Origin of the sequence: Acinetobacter sp. ANC 3781 (genome assembly GCF_004331285.1) — a bacterium.
In the GTDB taxonomy this organism is placed as follows: Bacteria; Pseudomonadota; Gammaproteobacteria; order Pseudomonadales; family Moraxellaceae; genus Acinetobacter.
On sequence record NZ_SJOH01000019.1, the window covers coordinates 16,622 to 35,779 of the forward strand.

Genomic DNA, 19,158 nt, shown 5'->3' on the forward strand with positions numbered 1-19,158 from the left:
ACCCGAAGATGCTTTTTTGTTACCACTTAAAAATTATTGATACCAGTCAAACAGTCTAAAAATATACGGCGCATAGGTCACAATCAGTAATGATGGGAACAACACCATAATCGGCAATAACCAGCGCTCATAGCGGTAATAGAACTTGGTATATTTGGCTTTGGCCTCTGCATCGGCCGCCCGAACCTCATCATCTCCGACAGACATTCGCGTCAGCAGATGATTCAGGGCGACGGGCGGTGTGACATACCCCAACTCAAAGGCAACCAGTACAATCATCCAGAAATGAATTGGATGAATACCATTTTCATAAGCCACCGGTGCAATGGTTGCAGCAACCAGAATCACTGCACCAAACGGGTCTGTGGTCATGCCAATAATAGCCAGTAACAAGGCGATGAATGCGAGTGAAATATAGATGTTACCCAAATGCGTTGGCAATAACTCAACCACTTCACTACGTTCAATCAGGCCACCGACACTGGCAGACAAGGCCATCAAGATGATGAGTGCACCAATATGTCCAACGGTTTCTGCCGATGCAAACCAGAGTGAATGACCAAAACCACGTGCTTTTTCTCCCGCATGCGACGTATGCTCACGCATAAAAGTCGATTGCTTTTCATGTTCCAAAGCCAACGCAGCATGGCGGTCTGGCGGAGTTGTAAAATGATCTCCCCACCACTTATCAAACATGATATAAGCAATCAAAATAATCGGTAGAATCACAGGTGCAGTGAATTCATCCATTTTGGTGTCTAGACCATATTTATATAGAGCAATCACGATAATCGTAATTACGATATAAGGAATCACGGGAATAATGGCTTTCAACATGCCTGGTACCGCAACTTTCGGTGAATTGACACGGAAACGCGTTTCAGCCAGATAGAGTGACACCCCAAGGAAGATCAGTGCAGTGAGCCAGAAGACGTAAATACCATGATTAAACAGCTCATCTGAAGTCACATGGCGACTGTCCAACATCGAAATCAAAATCACCAGTAGACATGGACGAATTACCACACCCAGTGAACCCGACATTGCAGATACGGCCAAGGCATATTGACGGCGTGAACCCGAATTCCACACTTCCTTATAAATAATCGCACCTGCAGCCACAACAAAAATCCCTGAAGCACCGGTATAAGCAGTTGGAATCGCAGCAGCAATCAAAATGAGCCAGGTCAGGGTTTCCGGTGCCAAATTCCACGGACGTAAAATTCCTAAGAATAAATCCATAACCCGGGTTTGGGTCAGCAACATCCCTGCCCAGATAAACAGTGCAAGGTTTAAGAAAATGCCGGAAAATTCAACTAAAATCCCCAAGTAAATCCCTTGCCCCATCGGATAATCCATGACAAAGGTAAAGACCATCCCGGTCACTAATGCCATGTAGGCATAAAGAGGCACACTCAGTAAAGCTAAGCCAAAATTTCCTTTGCCTTCTTGTTTGGCTGCAGGTGGCTTAATAAACTGGAGCAAACTAATTACGGTCAGGCTAACAAACAAGAAAATCCATAGCCAGTAAACCACCAGCGTTTCATAACTCGAGGTCACACCTGAATTGATGATTGAATGATATTGACTAAGTACAGATGAAGTCAGTAAACCATTACCGAGCACCATAAACAGCGCATAAACCCGATAATCCAGTTTCGTTGTCGGAGCACGCAGGCCAATATGATGAAACTTCACCGATGCGGTAATCGCAGCGACCACCACCATTAGCAACAAAATGATGACGCGATTTTCTGTACCAAATTTAAAAATCCCAAAGAACGAGGTTTCAATGGTTCGATACGTTCTTAGGCTGGGATGATCATTAATATATTTCACCGCTTTGTCATAGAACTGATATTTTTCTTCACACTGTTGTTGTCCCGCCAAGACTGAAGCACGTACGTCTGCTTCCGATGTGGTACCAAAAATATCGGCAAATTCATCATTGGCATTGGATTTCATTTGCTTCTGGACTTGCGCATCTACATCGGGATGGCGGTCACAAGTGGGCGATGCCGGCTCTGCGCGCAGAAAAGAATATTGCATGCCAATGTCCTGATTGCCATACAAGCGCTCGCCGACACGTAACAACTGACCATGAATCATCTCACCAGTACCGATGATGAGGGTAAGCAAAAGTAGTAATAGAATGACAAAAGTCGAGATCCACTCTGTCCATATATAACGTAACAGACCTAATCCTGATCTGTTATTTTCATCATTTTGCATGTGCATTCCTATTTTTATCTTGGTCATTGCTACAGGTTCAGCAATACCAACTTTCCTCTTTCGAATAGAAAATATCCTTTCTCTATTCAATCTCTTTATTGTTATGAACAAATTTGCATCAATTCTGTATGAATAAAAATGACAATATGCATTTTCTTTTATGTTTTAAATGTCAATCTCATCACTATTCAAAAAAATAATCCCATAAAATATAAAATATTGCGATAATTACTCCCCCAATTACTCCCAATAAATGTGCCTCAACCAATACCGGACTGCCAATCAGTTCAGCCGTCCCTACACTGCCGATAGTATTTTCCCAAATTAATTTGGCCAGAATAAGAAACAAGACAAATGCTGCAAAATTACGCTCTTTCTTATATAACAAATGTACGCAGGCAACCGTGACATAAGCGCCATGCAAGACCCCCGACAACCCTGCATAGGCCTCAATATCAGGAAAGAAATAGTAGAAACACAGACTGATAAATAATGGAAGTAAAAGAAGTAAAGCAACAAACTGCCAGACTTTTACCCGTGGGAAAATGAAAGGTAAACAGGCAAAAGCCAGCATGTTCAGCGCGTAATGGATCCACCCTACATGCACCCAATGCCCGGTCCAGAGACGCCAAAACTCTTGAAACAAGCCTGCTTGCCAATATATAAATGAATCTGCGAAAACTTGAAGACATGCCGAAAATGACACCACTATTGCAATAAAAACAATTTTCCGGATGAGAAATTGATCTTTCATTGACATGTCCCCCATTTAAAAATGATTTATCAAAGATTAAAATCATCCATTCAGGCCAATTAAAATCCTCTTTTAACCGACTCAACTCAGGATTTAGCCGTCACATCTTCATTAAATAAATCATCGAGTTCTGCAGTGTTCTCTTTATCATCCCAGAAACGCTGCATTCCATCCTCACTAGTACGAATGCCGGTATGTTCAGTCCAGTATCGGTCTGAAATACCCTGTACCATATTCTTCGCCATACTATCCACCAGCTTAAATTGCGGATTCACCGGTTTTTCTTCTGAACGTGAAGCTGCAAAGGTTTTTAATGCATCACGAATTTTGGCATCATCCCCACTGGCTTGTGCAGCAACGGCATATAAGGCATGTGACAAGCGTACCCCTTTTTGCTCACCCAATTTCACAGATTCTTTCAAGGTTTGATATGGATCAGGCTTACCTTCTCCCGCACCTGGCAATAGCGTCCAAATCACCGCACGAGCAGCATTGGGTGCACCCCAAAATTTGGCGTTGTCTACACATGTCATGCCCCGTTCAACCACTGCAGCAATATCTTTCGGAACATTAATTGCCCCACCAGAATTAATGTCATTGGTCATGGCTTGCAAACCGCTAATCATCCCCATCAAATAAACGGTTTGATCCAGATCACTCTTCATTTTCGGGCAATCTTCGCCCAGTTTCTTGTTATATTTTGCTTCCCAACGACTTTCCAGAAGCTGATAACCTGCGTATTGACGTTGCGCAGCAATCGCAGCCCAGCGTTTTTGTTCTATACGGGCATCCTGAGCTTCTGAAACTTGACCAGCTTTTGAGGCACGTAAATAGCGTAACTCTGATTCGAGTGCCTGATTTTCAGCGCAAATTCCAGATGAAGCATATAAAAGAACGGCAATACGGGTCGGATCTGCGCCCATATCTTTGGTTGACATAATCGCTGGAGTCAATGCACTCCCCGAATTACACGCCATGTCAGCATCATCCATTGCTAAAATAGGCGGTACAATATGTTTCTCACTAAAACCAAGTGCAATATTTGCCCCTGATTTAACCACTTGAGAACAACCTGATAATAAAGAACTTGCAACTGCAATAACTGCCATACCCTGGCATATTTTTTGGACTCTCGACATTTTCCTGTCCTCTATAATTGTGTTTATGTCCATAGCAACTAAACATATCAGATGCGAAATCTGAATAAAAGAGCATTTACTCTAATCAGATTAGCTACTTTGCCATGAAATGAAGTTCGGAAAATTGACTGGATTCAATGAAGTTATAATTTTTGGGCAAAAAAAAGTAGCATTGCGACGGTTCGGCACATGCTACTTATTAAGGGGTAAAAGCCTAACGGCTTTCATGTTGTGCAAATCGATCCTTCAGCACTGTTCCTAGTCGTCCAATAACAATTGCCAAAACAATCGCTACCACCAGAAACATCCAAGTTGGAATCACCATCATGATTTCTTCATTTGCTGTTGGTAGATTTAATGTACATTTAGTGCAAATAATTAACAAGAAAAGTTGTCTAACAATAAGTATATTTCTTAATTTTATATTCAACCTGTCTTACAAAGCTCAGTTAAAATTTTACATATATTTGATTATTAATATTTTAATTATAATTTTAAAGATTTAATTGTCTAACAATCAAATCAGTTTCGCCAATTTCTTTAATGCTTTCCATTGTTTTAACGGCAACTGATCAATCCAAATCAGTAACGGTTTTTCCTGAAAATGCTGGAAATAAACCACAATATAAAGTTGATGATCAATAATATGACTAATCGAAACACGTTTAATCTGTCTGGATTTGACACTAGAGAGTGACCACTCTCGCGCCTCTAAATGTTCAAAGTACATGGGTTGCGGGGCTTTTAAACCATAGGCATAAGCCATTACACCCAACAGCACGCAAAACAACCATAACCATGGCGACAACAGTTGCTGCAAAAGTGCAATCACAAGAATAAAAATGATCAACTGAAACACAAAGGCCAAGCGGCTGCGTTTCAGTTGAAAAGATCGATTAACCATGTACGTAATGTTTCAGCTTATTAATCAAATCTTTCATCTCTGGACGTGGCGGTTCAGACACTTCCATAAACCAATCCAGTAAGTCTGGGTCTTCTTGCGCTACTAAATCAGCAAAAGTTTCTTTCTCTGCTGCATCGGCTTGTAAATAATGATTTTTGACATAAGGGTCAAAATACACATCAATTTCTTTTAAACCACGACGGGCACGGTAAATGACTTTGCGTTCTTCCAAGGTTATTTCTTCACTCATAGCATTCCCCAACAGTATGCAAATTTTTGCTAGTTTACCTTATCAGTGCGGCAATTTTCGAGCCATTTCCTGCAATTGACCAAATTCATCATTTAGGTTAAATATTTGAGCATTCAGCACATTGTCGCTTGTTCATAGATCTTTTACTTTCTATACAACAATGACTCTGAAAATGGACAGAATAAAAATGCAATCAGGTACGATTCGACCAATAGCCAACATGTTGCCACGCAATTTATTCACAGCAGAGCATGAAGCCTTCCGTGAAACCGTGCGCAAGTTTTATGAAAAAGAAGTGGTTCCCAATATTGAAAGATATGAGCAGCAACAACATGTTGATCGCGAATTATGGAATAAAGCCGGTGATATGGGATTGCTCTGTGCAACCATGCCTGAGGCATATGGCGGCTCAGGCGTTGACCGGCTTTACAGTATGATTTTGATTGAAGAACAAGCTTACGCGATGGATTCATCCACAGGCTTTTCCCTGCACTCAGATATTGTTGCCAACTACTTAAATAATTTCGGTAACGAAGAACAAAAAAAGCTATGGTTACCGAAAATGGCGAGCGGTGAAGTGGTTACTGCGATAGCCATGACCGAACCCGGGACAGGATCAGACCTGCAAGCAGTACGTACTACTGCGGTCTTGGATGGTGAAGATTATGTGATTAATGGTTCAAAAATCTTTATCACCAATGGCTATTTATGCGATATGGCCATCGTGGTCTGCAAAACGGGCAGTGCAGATAAAGGTTCTGCCAATTTATCATTACTTATTATTGAGGCAGATCGAGCAGGTTTTAGCAAAGGAAAACCACTCAACAAGATTGGTATGAAGGGACAAGATACCTGTGAATTGTTCTTCGATAATGTCCGCGTACCTAAAGAAAATTTGCTTGGTATGGAAGGCATGGGTTTTATGATGCTGATGAAAGAGTTGGCTTGGGAACGCATGCTGGTTGCGATCATTTGCCAAGCTGGCGCAGAAGCTGCATTCGCTCATACGGTAAAATACACCAAAGAGCGGCAAGCCTTTGGTAAACCGATCAGCACTTTCCAAAATACGCGTTTCAAGCTTGCCGAATTGCGTACTGAAATTGATTTCTGTCGTGCTTATTTAGACCGTTGCATGGAATTACAGCTTGAAGAAAAACTTGGCATTGATGCAGCTGCTGCTGCGAAGTACAAAATTTCCGAGATGTTTTCCAAAGTTGTCGATGAATGTCTGCAATTGCATGGCGGCTATGGCTACATGATGGAATACCCGATTGCACGAGCCTATATTGATAACCGTGCCAACCGGATCTATGCAGGAACCAATGAGATTATGAAAGAGTTAATCTCTCGTTCCCTTTAAGTAAAATAAAAAAGGAGCTCATGCTCCTTTTTTATCTATCATGTAAATTAAGACACTAATTTAGGTTTAGCTGAAACTTGTGTACTGTGTTTTTGAAACTTAAGTACAGCATCATCAAATCTGGCATTTTTTAATACTTTGCGGTCAGCCAGATAATTATTGGTCACGTTCCAAGGCGCATGTTTACCTTGTTTCGGCATTACATCCGCTGCACGTGCAATATAACCTGAAGATAAGCTCCCCATGACAGTATCTTCCATCAATTCAGTCTGATCACCTTGAGCAATCACTTGGTCGTAGCCACTCTTGTCCATGTAATTGATCAGACGACAAATATATTCTGCTGCAATATCAACTTTAAGCGTCCAGGATGCGTTGATATACCCGATAATCATCGCCATATTGGGTACATCGCTAACCATTATCCCTTGATACAACATATGCTTAGAAGTATCCATAGGTTTCCCATCAATGGTCGCTTTAATACCGCCTAAAATTTGAATTTCTAGCCCTGTCGCAGAGACAATAATGTCGGCATCCAAATGTTGACCTGATTTCAGCTGAATCCCATTTTCAGTAAATTTCTCAATCTGATCCGTTTCGACACTTGCTTTACCTGAGCGTAATACCTTGAATAAATCTCCATCAGGTACTACACAGAGACGTTGATCCCAGGGGTTATAAGATGGGGTAAAGTGCTTCATATCCACTTTACCCTTGAGCTGCATCTCAATGGATTTGAGTAATAATTTACGCAGCAATTTCGGCTGCTTTTGAGCAAGGGCATAAATACCACGTTGCATTCCAATATTTCGGGCTCGCGTTAGTTTGTAAGCAAGCGCTTCGGGCAAGACTTTACGCATTTTGTCATAAACAAAATCAATCGAAGGGACAGAAGCAATATAAGTCGGAGAACGTTGCAGCATCGTGACGTGCGCTGCTCCCCCTTTCGCCATTGCCGGAACCAAGGTGATAGCAGTTGCACCACTGCCGATAATCACGACTTTTTTATCTGCATAGTTGAGATTTTCTGGCCAATGTTGAGGATGAATGAGCTTGCCTTTAAACGCTGCTTGATTTGGAAAATCCGGTTGGAAACCTTGGTCATAGTTGTAGTAACCAGTGCAACCTAGGACAAAATTGGCAATCCAGGTTTGTTGTTTTTGATTTGCATCTTCAATTTTTACCACCCACTTACTGATTGAAGAATCATAATTTGCAGCTAGCACACGATGCTTAAAATGAATTTTGTTTTTTAATTGGTATTCATCCACGACTTCAGACAAATAACCTTTAATAGATGCCCCATCTGCGAGGACATTGGCCTTTTGCCACGGCTTAAAATTAAAGCCAAAGGTCGACATATCAGAGTCTGAACGAATTCCGGGATAGTTAAATAAATCCCATGTTCCCCCGAAACTTTCACGACGCTCAATAATATCAAATTGACGTTGTGGACAATTCTTTGAAAGATGTGCAGCAAGACCAATACCTGAAATACCTGCGCCCACAATCAAAATATCAATGTGCTTTTCCATATTCTTTTTATAACCTTGTTGAACTTTATTTTATTAAACCACAATTCTGACAATACACAATGTCAAGTTTCAATAAATCTGACAAAAAATATATCAGTTCAGGCCAAAATTTAAAATTATCTAGTTATGAAAAATAATCAGGCATAAAAAAAGACCGGTGAAACACCGGTCTTTTTCAAACAACTGAAGTTCTTTGTGCGAAATTATTTAACTTCGCGATCTACTAGCTCAACGTAAGCCATCGGTGCAGCATCACCTGCACGGAAGCCCGCTTTAAGAACACGTAGATAGCCGCCGTTACGTTCTTTGTAACGAGGGCCAAGAACTGTAAATAATTTACCTACAGTTGCAGCTGAACGAGTACGAGCAAACGCCAAACGACGGTTTGCTACAGAATCGACTTTAGCTAAAGTGATTAAAGGCTCAGCAACACGACGTAATTCTTTTGCTTTAGGAACAGTAGTTTTAATTAACTCGTGTTCGAACAAAGAATTAGCCATGTTTTGGAACATCGCTTTACGATGACTGCTTGTACGGCCTAATTTCACACCACTATTACGATGACGCATGGTGATAGTCCTACTTAATTAACGACTACGATAAGCAAAGCGATCGTCCATGCGGAGGCTAGCCGGTGGCCAGTTCTCTAAACGCATGCCCAATTGCAAGCCTTTCGATGCCAGAACATCTTTGATTTCAGTTAACGATTTTTTACCTAAGTTAGGAGTTTTTAACAACTCCACTTCAGTACGTTGAACCAAATCACCGATGTAGTAAATATTTTCTGCTTTCAAACAGTTAGCAGAACGAACAGTAAGCTCTAGATCATCTACTGGACGAAGCAAGATTGGATCCACTTCTTCGCGAGGCTCTTGAGCAACAGGAGCTTGATCTTTCTGAAGATCAACAAAAATTGCAATTTGTTGTTGCAAGATTGTTGCCGCTTTACGGATAGCTTCTTCTGGATCAACCGTACCATTGGTCTCAAGATCAATGATCAATTTATCAAGGTCAGTACGCTGTTCCACACGAGCATTTTCAACTGTGTAAGACACGCGTTTGATTGGGCTATAAGAAGCATCTAACTGTAAACGACCTACAGGGCGAGTTTCGCCTTCTGGGAAACGTGAGTCAGAAGTCTCATAACCGCGGCCTTGAGAAACTTTCAGGCGCATTTTCAATGAGCCTGAAGCACTTAAAGTGCCAATCAAATGCTCAGGGTTTACCACTTCAACATTATGAGGTAAACGAAGATCGGCGGCAGTTACGTCGCCAGGACCTTGTTTTTCTAATGTCAAATATGCTTCGTTTTGATCGAACAGCTTAATCGACAATCCTTTTAGGTTCAGCAAGAGCTCGACGATGTCCTGCTGCAAGCCTTCCAAGGTACTGTACTCGTGCTCAACCCCTTCTATTTCAACTTCCACCACAGCAGCGCCAGGTAAAGAAGAAAGAAGGATACGACGTAAAGCATTACCCAGAGTATGACCAAAGCCACGCTCTAATGGTTCCAGAATCACTTTTGCCGAGGTCCCGCTAGCCGCTTCGACCTTGATCGCTTGCGGAGTTAGAAACTCATTTGCAGTACGCGTCATTATTGCTACCTCAAGGGATTATTTAGAATACAATTCTACAATCAAGCTTTCATTGATTTCAGCAGGTAAATCAGAACGATCCGGTGCAGCTTTAAACGTACCTTCCAGTTTTGAATGGTCAACTTCCATCCAAGAAGGAATACCACGTTGAGTAGCTAACTCGATTGCGCCTTTAATACGCAATTGTTGTTTAGCACCTTCGTGAACTGCAATCACGTCACCCGCTTTAACTTGGATTGAAGCGATGTTAACGCGACGACCATTTAAAGTGATTGAACGGTGAGATACAAGCTGACGAGCTTCTGCACGTGTAGAACCAAAACCCATGCGATAAACAACGTTATCAAGACGGCTTTCTAGCAATTTCAACAAGTTTTCACCTGTTGCGCCTTTAACACGAGCAGCTTCTTTATAGTAATTACTAAATTGACGTTCTAACACACCATACGTACGACGTACTTTTTGTTTTTCACGTAATTGTAGTGAGTACTCAGATTGTTTTGCGCGGCTTTGACCATGTTGGCCAGGAGCTTTTGCATGTTTTTTTGTCTTAACGTCAAACGGTTTAACGCCTGATTTAAGTTGCAGGTCTGTCCCTTCGCGGCGAGAGAGTTTGCATTTTGGACCAATATAACGAGCCATGAATGTTTCTCCTTACACGCGACGTTTTTTAGGTGGACGACAACCGTTGTGCGGGATTGGCGTCACATCGGTAATGCTGTTAATTTTATAACCCACTGCACCTAAAGCACGAACCGCAGATTCACGACCGGGACCAGGACCTTTTACAAGGACGTCCAAGTTTTTCAAACCGTAATCTAAAGCAGCTTTACCAGCAACTTCAGCAGCTACCTGAGCAGCAAACGGAGTTGATTTACGTGATCCACGGAAGCCTTGTCCACCCGAAGTGGCCCAAGCCAGTGCATTACCTTGACGATCGGTAATAGTCACAATGGTGTTATTAAAAGAAGCGTGAATGTGTGCAACACCTTCAGAGACGGTACGGGTGACCTTCTTGCGTGTGCGAGTATCTTTAGCCATCTTTTAGCTTCCAGAAATCTTATTTCTTAATAGGTTTGCGCGGACCTTTACGGGTACGTGCGTTAGTTTTGGTGCGTTGTCCACGGACAGGCAAGCTGCGACGATGACGAAGACCGCGGTAGCAGCCTAAATCCATTAAACGTTTAATGTTCATGGAAATTTCGCGACGTAAATCACCTTCGGTCGGAACCTTAGTAATTTCTGCACGAATCGCATCAAGTTGAGCATCATCCAATTCACGGATCTTAGTAGTAGTTGGAATACCTACAGCAGCTAAGATGTTCTTAGCAGTGTGGCGACCAATACCAAAAATATACGTGAGGGAGATAACAGCATGCTTGTTATCCGGAATGTTTACACCGGCAATACGAGCCATTCACTTTCTCCAAAAAGGCAGTAGAGATAATCAACCGCCCGACAAAAACCTTGAGGGGCGGATATTAACCCAATTCACCTACTGAAATCAACAGGTCTTGATCAGATTAACCTTGACGCTGTTTATGACGAGGTTCTGCGCTACAAATCACGCGGATAACCCCATTACGACGGATAACTTTACAGCTACCACAAATTTTTTTAACAGAAGCTTGTACTTTCATGATGAAACCTCAAGTGCGCTTATCCCTTAGGATGAGCAGTCGTTTTTCTCATTAACGTTTGATTATCGTATTGATGCGAGGTGAGATGTGCTTGTAGCTGAGCCATAAAGTCCATCACGACTACCACAACGATCAGCAAAGAGGTACCACCCAAAGAGAATGGAATACCAAATGAGCTTTGTAACACCATCGGCATTAAACAAATCACTGTGATATAAATCGCGCCAATAAAGGTCAAACGATTGAGAATATGATCTAAGTAACGAGCAGTTTGCTCACCTGGACGAATACCAGGCACATAAGCTCCGCTGCGTTTCAAGTTCTCTGCGACTTCTTTAGGGCTAAATACTAGCGCAGTATAGAAGTAACAGAAAAAGATAATTAACGCACCAAAGAGCACCAAATACAACGGCTGTCCAGGCGACAACACGAGTGCCAAATCTTGCAAGCCACGTTTGATAATTCCTGCACTAGGATCAGCACTACCCACCCATTGCCCTAAGCTCGCAGGGAACAAAAGCAATGAACTAGCAAAAATTGCCGGGATAACACCCGCCATATTAATTTTTAATGGCAAATGTGTCTGCTGTGCAGTAAATACACGACGACCTTGTTGTTTTTGAGCGTAATTGACTGCTATGCGACGTTGTGCTTTTTCAATAAACACAATCGCTGCTAACACACCTATAGACAATAAACCAAAGATTGCCAAGCCGATAAGACTTGTTTGACCATTATCTACTGATGATAAAGACTGCATAATTAAATTCGGCAATCCTGCAACAATGCCCGCAAAGATGATCATGGATATACCATTCCCTACTCCGCGTTCAGTAATTTGCTCACCCAACCACATCAAGAACATCGTACCCGCGACCAGTGAAGTTACGGCAGGAATGTAAAAAGCCAGGCCTCCAGTCAAAGTAATTCCTTGACTAATAAGCCCTGCACACATCCCTACAGACTGCACAAGTGCCAGCAACAATGTACCTTGTCGCGTATATTGATTAATCTTACGCTTACCTTGCTCGCCTTCTTTCTTTAAAGCTTCCAGCGAAGGAACAACCGTAGACATTAACTGCACAATAATTGAAGCAGAAATGTAAGGCATGATCCCTAAAGCAAGAATTGACATCCGCTCTAATGCACCACCAGAAAACATGTTAAACAAACCAAGGATAGTACCCTGGTTTGCATTAAAAAGATTTTCAAGTGCAGCATTATTAATGCCTGGTACTGGAATATGTGCTCCTAGTCGAAAGACCATTAATGCACCAATAAGGAACATCATTCGGCGAATTATTTCACGATATTTCACATGAAATGGCTGCCCTTTCATCATGTTGACATGACCTGAAGAACTAGGAGACATAGACACTAGCGATTACTCCTCGACTTTGCCGCCAGCAGCTTCAACAGCAGCTTTAGCGCCTTTAGTCAATGCAACACCTTGAATAGTGAATGCACGAGTAATATCACCAGAAAGTACGATACGAGCACGAGTCATATCTCTACGTACAACATTCGCTGCTTTTAAAGTTTCAAGTGAAACGATGTCACCTTCAACTTTAGCAAGCTCAGATAAACGTACTTCAGCAGTTTTCAAAGCCAATTGGCTAGTGAAGCCGAATTTAGGCAAACGACGATATAACGCAGTTTGACCGCCTTCGAAACCTGGACGTGTACCACCGCTCTTACGCGAATTTTGACCTTTGACACCACGGCCACCGGTCTTACCAACGCCAGAACCGATACCACGGCCTAGACGAAGGTTGTCACGCTTAGCACCTTCTGCAGGTGCAATAGTATTTAAACGCAGAGTCATGGCTTATTCCTCTACACTAACCATATAGTAGACTTGGTTGATCATACCGCGGTTAGAAGGCGTATCTTGCACTTCTACAGTATGACCAATACGACGCAGACCTAAACCTTGAAGGCTAAGCTTGTGATTTTTCAAGCGATGCGATGAAGATTTAGTCTGGGTAACTTTAATCGTTTTCATGATTGATTACCCTTGAATTTGTTCAACAGTAAGACCACGTTTCGCAGCGACTTTCTCAGGAGAAGTCATATCACGCAAACCTTTGAAAGTTGCGTTAACTACGTTAGCAGCATTTGTAGAACCGTAGCATTTTGTCAATACGTTATGTACGCCAACAGCTTCTAGAACTGCACGCATAGCACCACCAGCAATTACACCAGTACCTTCAGAAGCAGGTTGCATGTAAACGCGGCTTGCACCGTGACGAGCATTAATAGGGTGTTGCACAGTACCGTTAACAAGATCAACAGTAATCATGTTGCGACGAGCAGCTTCAAGTGCTTTAGAAATAGCAGCTGGAACTTCACGTGCTTTACCACGACCAAAACCTACGCGACCATTACCATCACCCACAACAGTTAATGCTGTGAAAGAGAAGATACGACCACCCTTAACAACTTTGGCTACACGATCAACGGCAACCAGCTTTTCAACAAGACCTTCGTTTTGTTCAACTTTAGCCATGATTAGAACTCCAAGCCGTTTTCACGAGCAGCATCAGCCAAGGCTTTGATACGACCATGATATTTAAAACCAGAACGGTCAAATGCAACTTTTGATACACCAGCTGCTTTAGCACGTTCTGCGATTAAAGCACCTACTTTTTGAGCTGCTTCAACGTTACCAGTTGTGCCAGCACGTAAAGTAGCATCTAAAGTTGAAGCTTGCGCTAAAACTTTGCCACCATCTGCTGAAATAACTTGAGCATAGATGTGACGCGGAGTGCGGTTTACACACAAGCGAGTCGCACCCAATGCACGAATGTGCAAGCGTGTGCTTTTCGCACGACGCAAACGGGATTGTTTCTTTTCGTTCATAAGAACCTCGCGCCTTATTTCTTCTTAGCTTCTTTACGAAGAACAACTTCATCCGAATAACGAACACCTTTACCTTTATAAGGCTCTGGTTCACGATATGAACGGATATCTGCAGCTACTTGACCCAACATATGTTTGCTTGCTGATTTCAAAATGATTTCAGTAGCAGTTGGAGTTTCAGCAGTTACACCTTCAGGAAGTTTATAATCGATTGGGTGGGAATAACCTAGGTTAAGATGAACAACATCACCTTTAACCGCAGCTTTATAACCAACACCGATTAGTTGTAACTTACGTTCGAAGCCTTCACTTACACCTTTTACAAGGTTGTTAAGCACAGCGCGAGCAGTACCAGCTTGCATCCAAGAATCTTTCGATTCTTTAACTGGAGCAATATTAAGCTGACCTTCTTCCTGTTTTAGCTCGACCAGCGCATGCAGGTTGAAAGACAATGTACCTTTACTGCCTTTCACTTCGACCTGCCGGCCGTTCTGAGTAACTGTAACACCGTTAGGCACAGTTACTGGGGCTTTAGCCACACGAGACATGAGGATTCACCTATTAAGAAACAAAAGCAATAACTTCACCACCGATACCAGCAGAACGTGCTGCGCGATCAGTCATGATGCCTTTGCTTGTAGAAACAATTGCAATACCTAAACCTTGCTTAACGCTCGGAAGTGCATCTTTACCGCGATATTGACGTAGACCTGGACGGCTTACGCGTTTCACAGTTTCGATAACTGGTTTGCCTTCAAAATATTTTAACGTAATTGTTAAAGTTGCTTTGCCTTCGGCATCAGCAACTTCTACGTTAGAAATGTAACCTTCTTGTTGAAGAACGTTAGCAATAGCAACCTTCAACTTAGAGTTAGGCATAGAAACAGTTTGTTTCTTAGCCATTTGTGCGTTACGAACACGGGTTAACATGTCGGCAACGGTATCTTGCATACTCATTTATAGTCGCTCCTTACCAGCTTGCCTTAACAACGCCCGGTACATCACCTTGCATTACTGTTTCACGTAATTTGTTACGGCTTAAGCCGAACTTACGGAAGTAACCATGAGGACGACCAGTTAAACCACAACGGTTACGAAGACGTACTGGAGACGCATTACGTGGTAATGCTTGAAATTTCATCATCGCTTCGAAACGTTCTTCTTCTGATGCATTTACATTTGCAATGATTGCTTTTAATTCAGCACGCTTTGCAGCAAATTTAGCAACAGTAGCTTCGCGTTTCAATTCGCGATTAATCATACCTTTCTTAGCCATATCGACCTCTTATTTGAACGGGAAGCCGAATGCACGCATAAGCGCACGGCCTTCGTCATCGGTGCGAGCAGTCGTAGTAATGGTAATATCCATACCACGAATACGATCAATCTTATCGAAATCGATTTCAGGGAACATGATTTGCTCCTTGAGACCCATCGAGTAGTTACCACGACCATCAAATGATTTCGCAGAAAAACCGCGGAAGTCACGAATACGAGGGATCGCAATAGAGATCAAACGGTCTAAGAATTCGTACATACGTTCGCCGCGTAAAGTAACTTTACAACCAATCGGCCAACCATCACGGATTTTAAAACCTGCGATTGATTTACGAGCTAAAGTAAGTACTGGTTTTTGACCAGCAATTGCTTGCATATCAGAAAGAGCGCCGTCTAACAATTTCTTGTCAGCTGATGCAGCACCAACACCCATGTTGATGGTAATTTTTGTAATGCGTGGAATTTCCATCACATTCTTAACGCCCAAAGTTTCTAACAATTGAGCTTTAAGTTCTTCGTTGTAACGTGTTTTAAGTCTGGCCATGGCCTATATCAACCTATTACTTCGCTACCGCCACTGATTCACCATTTGATTTGAATACGCGAGTTTTCACGCCTTCAGCATCAAATTGGTAACCAACACGGTCAGCCTTTTGGGTTGTAGCATTAAAAACTGCCACGTTTGAGATATGAAGCGTAGCTTCCTGAGTTACGATGCTGCCTTCAGCGCCAGTAGCTCGGTTCGGCTTTTGATGCTTCTTAACCAAGTTAAGGCCTTCAACCTTAACACGATCATTTGAAACAGACAGAACAGTTCCCTGTTTGCCTTTTTCTTTACCTGCGATCACAATAATTTGATCGCCTTTTTTAATCTTAGCCATGAGTGCCTCTTATAGAACTTCAGGAGCCAATGAAATGATTTTCATGAACTGTTCAGTACGAAGTTCACGAGTCACTGGTCCGAAAATACGAGTTGCAATCGGCGCTTTGTTGTTGTTCAAAATCACAGCAGCATTGTCATCAAAACGGATGATAGAACCATCCGGACGACGTACACCGAATTTCGTACGTACAACTACAGCATTCATCACGTCGCCTTTTTTAACACGACCGCGAGGAATAGCTTCTTTTACAGTAACTTTAATAATGTCGCCAACTGAAGCATAACGACGATGCGAGCCACCAAGTACTTTAATACATTGTACGCGGCGTGCACCACTGTTGTCTGCTACGTCGAGCATACTTTCGGTCTGAATCATTGCCCTACTCCAAAACCGAGCAACACCGGTCGAAATTTCGAAAGGCTCAAAGAGTACTCGAAATCAACCGATGATGCAACAAGAACGTTAATTACTCAGCAGCTGCTTCAACAACTTCAACTAGAGTCCAAGACTTAGTTTTAGAAATTGGGCGGCTTTCTTTAATGGTTACCAAGTCGCCAGTTTTAGCAACATTGTTCTCATCATGAGCGTGTAATTTAGTTGAACGGCGGATTAATTTGCCATACAACGGGTGTTGAACGCGGCGTTCAATAAGTACAACAATAGATTTATCCATCTTGTCGCTTACGACTTTGCCAGTTAACGTGCGAACTGTTTGTTCACTCATTGTCCGTTCCCCTGTTTTTCGGTAAGGAGTGTCTTAATACGAGCAATAGTCTTACGAGTAAGCGCAACTTCATGCGATTTACCCAATTGACCAGTTGCTTTAGCCATACGAAGACGGAATTGGTTAAGCTGTTGCTCATCAAGCAAAGCTGTCAACTCTTCTACCGATTTTTCACGTAGATCATTAGTTTTCATTACATCACCGTCTTAGTAACGATAGTGGTTTTAAACGGAAGCTTAGCAGCTGCAAGCGTAAACGCTTCACGTGCCAATTCTTCGCTAACACCATCCATTTCGTACAAGATCTTACCTGGTTTGATTTGGCAAACCCAGTATTCCACAGAACCTTTACCTTTACCCATACGAACTTCTAATGGTTTTTCAGTAATTGGTTTGTCCGGGAAAACACGGATAAAGATCTTACCACCACGTTTTACACGACGGCTGATTGTACGACGCGCAGCTTCAATTTGACGAGCAGTCATTTGACCACGCTCGAGAGATTTAAGTGCAATAGTACCGAAAGATACAGTGCTACCACGATGCGCTAGACCAGTGTTACGGCCTTTTTGTACCTTACGGAACTTAGTACGTTTAGGTTGCAACATGGATTATTCTCCTTTTTCAGCAGAACGATCATTGCGACGACCACGACGCTCCTGACCCTCACCACGACCGCGACCGCGTTTAGCTGGACGTTCTTCAGCAGGAGCAGGGTTCATGACTTGTTTCATGCCACCTAAAATCTCGCCGCGGAATACCCAAACTTTAACACCGATCGTACCGTAAGTAGTTTCAGCACGTACAGATGAGTAGTCGATGTCAGCACGAAGTGTATGCAAAGGTACACGACCTTCACGATACCATTCAGTACGGGCAATCTCAGCACCACCTAAACGACCAGAAACTTCAACTTTAATACCTTTAGCACCAGCACGCATAGAGTTTTGAACCGCACGCTTCATAGCACGACGGAACATTACACGTTTTTCTAATTGAGAAGCGATAGCTTCAGCAACTAAACGAGCGTCTAAGTCTGGGCGGTCGATTTCGTTGATACTTACTTGCGCAGGAACACCCATAATAGATGTTAATTCGCGTTGTAATTTCTCAATATCTTCGCCTTTTTTACCGATTACGATACCTGGACGAGCAGTACTAATTGTAATTTTAGCAGCGCCTGTAGGACGTTCGATAAGAATTTTGCTAACCATCGCATTCTTAAGTTTTTTAGTTAAAAACTCACGAACTTGAAGATCTTTAAGCAAATATTCAGCGTATTGTTTCGGATTCGCATACCAGTTAGCGTTATGACGTTTCACAACACCTAGGCGGATACCGATTGGATGAACCTTCTGACCCATATCAAACCCCTACCTTAACGGTGATGTGACAAGTACGCTTAGTGATACGATCTGCACGGCCTTTAGCACGTGGCATAATACGTTTAAGGCTAGTGCCTTCATCAACGTAAATCGTAGCAACTTTAAGGTCGTCTACATCTAAACTGTTATTATGTTCAGCGTTTGCAATTGCAGATTCCAACGCTTTTTTCACTAAAACTGCAGCTTTTTTGTTGCTGAAGTTCAAGATGTTTAGAGCGTGAGCAATAGACTTGCCACGAATCAAATCTGCAACCAAACGTGCTTTTTGTGCCGAGATAGCGGCACCGCGTAATTTAGCAGTAACTTCCATCATAGCACCTTAACGTTTAGATTTCTTGTCAACACCGTGACCACGATAGGTACGAGTTGGCGCGAATTCACCGAGTTTATGACCAACCATATGTTCAGACACAATTACCGGAACATGGTTACGACCATTATGAACAGAAATTGTTAAACCAACAAAATCTGGGAGTATCATCGAACGACGCGACCAAGTTTTGATCGGCTTACGGTTATTAGCCGCGATAGCCGCTTCAACCTTAGCGAACAAGTGCGCATCGACGAATGGGCCTTTTTTCAGAGAACGAGGCATTGTCAGATTCCTTTACTTG

29 protein-coding genes and 1 pseudogene are annotated in these 19,158 nt (G+C 42.5%); 1 reads left to right on the forward strand and 29 read right to left on the reverse strand.

Going from position 1 to position 19,158, the window contains the following annotated elements; translation table 11 throughout:
- Window positions 1-33: 33 nt before the first annotated feature.
- The 5 genes from E0H89_RS13430 to E0H89_RS13450 all read right to left on the reverse strand — a co-directional run bounded on the left by E0H89_RS13430 (window position 34) and on the right by E0H89_RS13450 (window position 5,279).
- Window positions 34-2,232: a TRAP transporter large permease subunit gene (locus E0H89_RS13430; protein ID WP_131217782.1), complete on the reverse strand. Its 2,199-nt coding sequence runs from the start codon at window positions 2,230-2,232 to the stop codon at window positions 34-36.
- A gap of 184 nt (window positions 2,233-2,416) precedes the next feature.
- Entirely contained in the window at window positions 2,417-2,986 is a 570-nt protein-coding gene (gene rrtA / locus E0H89_RS13435; RefSeq protein ID WP_131217783.1) for a rhombosortase, read from the reverse strand.
- Between the two features lie 86 nt (window positions 2,987-3,072).
- Window positions 3,073-4,125: a hypothetical protein gene (locus tag E0H89_RS13440; RefSeq protein WP_131217784.1), complete on the reverse strand. Its 1,053-nt coding sequence runs from the start codon at window positions 4,123-4,125 to the stop codon at window positions 3,073-3,075.
- A gap of 517 nt (window positions 4,126-4,642) precedes the next feature.
- Window positions 4,643-5,029 carry a hypothetical protein gene (locus E0H89_RS13445; RefSeq protein WP_131217785.1) on the reverse strand — a complete coding sequence of 129 codons (387 nt, stop codon included), beginning with the start codon at window positions 5,027-5,029 and terminating at the stop codon, window positions 4,643-4,645.
- Window positions 5,022-5,279, reverse strand: a complete 258-nt coding sequence (locus E0H89_RS13450) for an FAD assembly factor SdhE (protein ID WP_131217786.1) — start codon at window positions 5,277-5,279, stop codon at window positions 5,022-5,024. Before E0H89_RS13450 ends, E0H89_RS13445 begins: the two co-directional genes overlap by 8 nt.
- A gap of 187 nt (window positions 5,280-5,466) precedes the next feature.
- Here E0H89_RS13450 and E0H89_RS13455 point away from each other — a divergent pair, with 187 nt between their 5' ends.
- Complete coding sequence (locus E0H89_RS13455; protein ID WP_131217821.1) at window positions 5,467-6,639, forward strand: acyl-CoA dehydrogenase family protein; 1,173 nt, start codon at window positions 5,467-5,469, stop codon at window positions 6,637-6,639.
- A gap of 47 nt (window positions 6,640-6,686) precedes the next feature.
- On the opposite strand, the gene E0H89_RS13460 is transcribed toward E0H89_RS13455, so the two are convergent.
- The 24 genes and pseudogenes from E0H89_RS13460 to rpsS form a co-directional block, all read right to left on the reverse strand.
- Entirely contained in the window at window positions 6,687-8,177 is a 1,491-nt protein-coding gene (locus E0H89_RS13460; RefSeq protein ID WP_131217787.1) for a flavin-containing monooxygenase, read from the reverse strand.
- Window positions 8,178-8,380: 203 nt separating this feature from the next.
- Entirely contained in the window at window positions 8,381-8,746 is a 366-nt protein-coding gene (rplQ, locus tag E0H89_RS13465; protein ID WP_067726622.1) for a 50S ribosomal protein L17, read from the reverse strand.
- Between the two features lie 18 nt (window positions 8,747-8,764).
- On the reverse strand, window positions 8,765-9,772 hold the full coding sequence (locus E0H89_RS13470) for a DNA-directed RNA polymerase subunit alpha (protein ID WP_004650465.1): 1,008 nt from the start codon (window positions 9,770-9,772) through the stop codon (window positions 8,765-8,767).
- Window positions 9,773-9,790: 18 nt separating this feature from the next.
- On the reverse strand, window positions 9,791-10,414 hold the full coding sequence (rpsD, locus tag E0H89_RS13475) for a 30S ribosomal protein S4 (RefSeq protein WP_131217788.1): 624 nt from the start codon (window positions 10,412-10,414) through the stop codon (window positions 9,791-9,793).
- Between the two features lie 12 nt (window positions 10,415-10,426).
- Entirely contained in the window at window positions 10,427-10,813 is a 387-nt protein-coding gene (gene rpsK / locus E0H89_RS13480; RefSeq protein WP_001040166.1) for a 30S ribosomal protein S11, read from the reverse strand.
- Window positions 10,814-10,832: 19 nt separating this feature from the next.
- A complete protein-coding gene (rpsM, locus tag E0H89_RS13485; RefSeq protein ID WP_053579520.1) occupies window positions 10,833-11,189 on the reverse strand; it encodes a 30S ribosomal protein S13 in 357 nt (118 codons plus the stop codon).
- A gap of 106 nt (window positions 11,190-11,295) precedes the next feature.
- Window positions 11,296-11,412: a 50S ribosomal protein L36 gene (gene rpmJ, locus E0H89_RS13490; RefSeq protein ID WP_000867907.1), complete on the reverse strand. Its 117-nt coding sequence runs from the start codon at window positions 11,410-11,412 to the stop codon at window positions 11,296-11,298.
- A 19-nt stretch (window positions 11,413-11,431) separates the two neighbouring features.
- The gene (secY, locus tag E0H89_RS13495) at window positions 11,432-12,751 is read right to left on the reverse strand and encodes a preprotein translocase subunit SecY (protein WP_171459172.1); all 1,320 of its coding nucleotides are present in this window, start codon (window positions 12,749-12,751) and stop codon (window positions 11,432-11,434) included.
- Between the two features lie 45 nt (window positions 12,752-12,796).
- Window positions 12,797-13,237 (reverse strand): 50S ribosomal protein L15, encoded by a 441-nt coding sequence (gene rplO, locus E0H89_RS13500; protein ID WP_067726631.1) that lies wholly within the window; start codon window positions 13,235-13,237, stop codon window positions 12,797-12,799.
- 3 nt (window positions 13,238-13,240) lie between these two features.
- The gene (gene rpmD / locus E0H89_RS13505; RefSeq protein ID WP_034682838.1) at window positions 13,241-13,417 is read right to left on the reverse strand and encodes a 50S ribosomal protein L30; all 177 of its coding nucleotides are present in this window, start codon (window positions 13,415-13,417) and stop codon (window positions 13,241-13,243) included.
- 6 nt (window positions 13,418-13,423) lie between these two features.
- Window positions 13,424-13,921 carry a 30S ribosomal protein S5 gene (gene rpsE, locus E0H89_RS13510; protein WP_086164633.1) on the reverse strand — a complete coding sequence of 166 codons (498 nt, stop codon included), beginning with the start codon at window positions 13,919-13,921 and terminating at the stop codon, window positions 13,424-13,426.
- Between the two features lie 2 nt (window positions 13,922-13,923).
- Window positions 13,924-14,274 (reverse strand): 50S ribosomal protein L18, encoded by a 351-nt coding sequence (gene rplR, locus E0H89_RS13515; protein WP_086184234.1) that lies wholly within the window; start codon window positions 14,272-14,274, stop codon window positions 13,924-13,926.
- Window positions 14,275-14,288: 14 nt separating this feature from the next.
- The gene (gene rplF, locus E0H89_RS13520) at window positions 14,289-14,822 is read right to left on the reverse strand and encodes a 50S ribosomal protein L6 (protein ID WP_131217789.1); all 534 of its coding nucleotides are present in this window, start codon (window positions 14,820-14,822) and stop codon (window positions 14,289-14,291) included.
- A 13-nt stretch (window positions 14,823-14,835) separates the two neighbouring features.
- A complete protein-coding gene (gene rpsH / locus E0H89_RS13525; RefSeq protein WP_067726639.1) occupies window positions 14,836-15,231 on the reverse strand; it encodes a 30S ribosomal protein S8 in 396 nt (131 codons plus the stop codon).
- Window positions 15,232-15,244: 13 nt separating this feature from the next.
- On the reverse strand, window positions 15,245-15,550 hold the full coding sequence (gene rpsN / locus E0H89_RS13530; RefSeq protein WP_086164635.1) for a 30S ribosomal protein S14: 306 nt from the start codon (window positions 15,548-15,550) through the stop codon (window positions 15,245-15,247).
- 9 nt (window positions 15,551-15,559) lie between these two features.
- Window positions 15,560-16,096, reverse strand: coding sequence for a 50S ribosomal protein L5 (rplE, locus tag E0H89_RS13535; protein WP_131217790.1), 537 nt, complete (start codon window positions 16,094-16,096; stop codon window positions 15,560-15,562).
- A 16-nt stretch (window positions 16,097-16,112) separates the two neighbouring features.
- Window positions 16,113-16,433 carry a 50S ribosomal protein L24 gene (rplX, locus tag E0H89_RS13540; protein WP_131217791.1) on the reverse strand — a complete coding sequence of 107 codons (321 nt, stop codon included), beginning with the start codon at window positions 16,431-16,433 and terminating at the stop codon, window positions 16,113-16,115.
- 9 nt (window positions 16,434-16,442) lie between these two features.
- On the reverse strand, window positions 16,443-16,811 hold the full coding sequence (rplN, locus tag E0H89_RS13545; protein ID WP_004650480.1) for a 50S ribosomal protein L14: 369 nt from the start codon (window positions 16,809-16,811) through the stop codon (window positions 16,443-16,445).
- Window positions 16,812-16,902: 91 nt separating this feature from the next.
- Entirely contained in the window at window positions 16,903-17,160 is a 258-nt protein-coding gene (gene rpsQ, locus E0H89_RS13550) for a 30S ribosomal protein S17 (RefSeq protein ID WP_131217792.1), read from the reverse strand.
- Window positions 17,157-17,354 (reverse strand): 50S ribosomal protein L29, encoded by a 198-nt coding sequence (gene rpmC / locus E0H89_RS13555; RefSeq protein ID WP_005012982.1) that lies wholly within the window; start codon window positions 17,352-17,354, stop codon window positions 17,157-17,159. Before rpmC ends, rpsQ begins: the two co-directional genes overlap by 4 nt.
- Complete coding sequence (gene rplP / locus E0H89_RS13560; protein WP_067726649.1) at window positions 17,354-17,767, reverse strand: 50S ribosomal protein L16; 414 nt, start codon at window positions 17,765-17,767, stop codon at window positions 17,354-17,356. The genes rpmC and rplP overlap by 1 nt, the downstream gene beginning before the upstream one ends.
- A pseudogene (rpsC, locus tag E0H89_RS13565) lies at window positions 17,707-18,523 on the reverse strand (30S ribosomal protein S3). The gene rplP and the pseudogene rpsC overlap by 61 nt, the downstream one beginning before the upstream one ends.
- Window position 18,524: 1 nt before the next feature.
- Window positions 18,525-18,854 carry a 50S ribosomal protein L22 gene (gene rplV / locus E0H89_RS13570; RefSeq protein ID WP_131217794.1) on the reverse strand — a complete coding sequence of 110 codons (330 nt, stop codon included), beginning with the start codon at window positions 18,852-18,854 and terminating at the stop codon, window positions 18,525-18,527.
- A gap of 9 nt (window positions 18,855-18,863) precedes the next feature.
- Window positions 18,864-19,139: a 30S ribosomal protein S19 gene (gene rpsS, locus E0H89_RS13575; RefSeq protein ID WP_004281508.1), complete on the reverse strand. Its 276-nt coding sequence runs from the start codon at window positions 19,137-19,139 to the stop codon at window positions 18,864-18,866.
- Window positions 19,140-19,158 lie beyond the last annotated feature (19 nt).

Bases quoted from the DNA above. Each gene is read 5' to 3' on its own strand.
- rplO (WP_067726631.1), bottom strand. From the start codon at position 13,237: ATGACTCTGCGTTTAAATACTATTGCACCTGCAGAAGGTGCTAAGCGT.
- E0H89_RS13470 (WP_004650465.1), bottom strand. From the start codon at position 9,772: ATGACGCGTACTGCAAATGAGTTTCTAACTCCGCAAGCGATCAAGGTC.
- rrtA (WP_131217783.1), bottom strand. From the start codon at position 2,986: ATGAAAGATCAATTTCTCATCCGGAAAATTGTTTTTATTGCAATAGTG.
- E0H89_RS13430 (WP_131217782.1), bottom strand. From the start codon at position 2,232: ATGCAAAATGATGAAAATAACAGATCAGGATTAGGTCTGTTACGTTAT.
- rpsK (WP_001040166.1), bottom strand. From the start codon at position 10,813: ATGGCTAAAGATACTCGCACACGCAAGAAGGTCACCCGTACCGTCTCT.
- E0H89_RS13440 (WP_131217784.1), bottom strand. From the start codon at position 4,125: ATGTCGAGAGTCCAAAAAATATGCCAGGGTATGGCAGTTATTGCAGTT.
- secY (WP_171459172.1), bottom strand. From the start codon at position 12,751: ATGAAAGGGCAGCCATTTCATGTGAAATATCGTGAAATAATTCGCCGA.
- E0H89_RS13445 (WP_131217785.1), bottom strand. From the start codon at position 5,029: ATGGTTAATCGATCTTTTCAACTGAAACGCAGCCGCTTGGCCTTTGTG.
- rplR (WP_086184234.1), bottom strand. From the start codon at position 14,274: ATGAACGAAAAGAAACAATCCCGTTTGCGTCGTGCGAAAAGCACACGC.
- rplP (WP_067726649.1), bottom strand. From the start codon at position 17,767: ATGTTGCAACCTAAACGTACTAAGTTCCGTAAGGTACAAAAAGGCCGT.
- rpmD (WP_034682838.1), bottom strand. From the start codon at position 13,417: ATGAAAACGATTAAAGTTACCCAGACTAAATCTTCATCGCATCGCTTG.
- E0H89_RS13455 (WP_131217821.1), top strand. From the start codon at position 5,467: ATGCAATCAGGTACGATTCGACCAATAGCCAACATGTTGCCACGCAAT.
- rpsQ (WP_131217792.1), bottom strand. From the start codon at position 17,160: ATGAGTGAACAAACAGTTCGCACGTTAACTGGCAAAGTCGTAAGCGAC.
- rplN (WP_004650480.1), bottom strand. From the start codon at position 16,811: ATGATTCAGACCGAAAGTATGCTCGACGTAGCAGACAACAGTGGTGCA.
- E0H89_RS13450 (WP_131217786.1), bottom strand. From the start codon at position 5,279: ATGAGTGAAGAAATAACCTTGGAAGAACGCAAAGTCATTTACCGTGCC.
- rpsD (WP_131217788.1), bottom strand. From the start codon at position 10,414: ATGGCTCGTTATATTGGTCCAAAATGCAAACTCTCTCGCCGCGAAGGG.
- rpsS (WP_004281508.1), bottom strand. From the start codon at position 19,139: ATGCCTCGTTCTCTGAAAAAAGGCCCATTCGTCGATGCGCACTTGTTC.
- rpsE (WP_086164633.1), bottom strand. From the start codon at position 13,921: ATGGCTAAAGTTGAACAAAACGAAGGTCTTGTTGAAAAGCTGGTTGCC.
- rplX (WP_131217791.1), bottom strand. From the start codon at position 16,433: ATGGCTAAGATTAAAAAAGGCGATCAAATTATTGTGATCGCAGGTAAA.
- E0H89_RS13460 (WP_131217787.1), bottom strand. From the start codon at position 8,177: ATGGAAAAGCACATTGATATTTTGATTGTGGGCGCAGGTATTTCAGGT.
- rplF (WP_131217789.1), bottom strand. From the start codon at position 14,822: ATGTCTCGTGTGGCTAAAGCCCCAGTAACTGTGCCTAACGGTGTTACA.
- rpmJ (WP_000867907.1), bottom strand. From the start codon at position 11,412: ATGAAAGTACAAGCTTCTGTTAAAAAAATTTGTGGTAGCTGTAAAGTT.
- rpmC (WP_005012982.1), bottom strand. From the start codon at position 17,354: ATGAAAACTAATGATCTACGTGAAAAATCGGTAGAAGAGTTGACAGCT.
- rplQ (WP_067726622.1), bottom strand. From the start codon at position 8,746: ATGCGTCATCGTAATAGTGGTGTGAAATTAGGCCGTACAAGCAGTCAT.
- rpsN (WP_086164635.1), bottom strand. From the start codon at position 15,550: ATGGCTAAGAAAGGTATGATTAATCGCGAATTGAAACGCGAAGCTACT.
- rpsH (WP_067726639.1), bottom strand. From the start codon at position 15,231: ATGAGTATGCAAGATACCGTTGCCGACATGTTAACCCGTGTTCGTAAC.
- rplV (WP_131217794.1), bottom strand. From the start codon at position 18,854: ATGGAAGTTACTGCTAAATTACGCGGTGCCGCTATCTCGGCACAAAAA.
- rplE (WP_131217790.1), bottom strand. From the start codon at position 16,096: ATGGCCAGACTTAAAACACGTTACAACGAAGAACTTAAAGCTCAATTG.
- rpsM (WP_053579520.1), bottom strand. From the start codon at position 11,189: ATGGCTCGTATTGCCGGTGTAAACATTCCGGATAACAAGCATGCTGTT.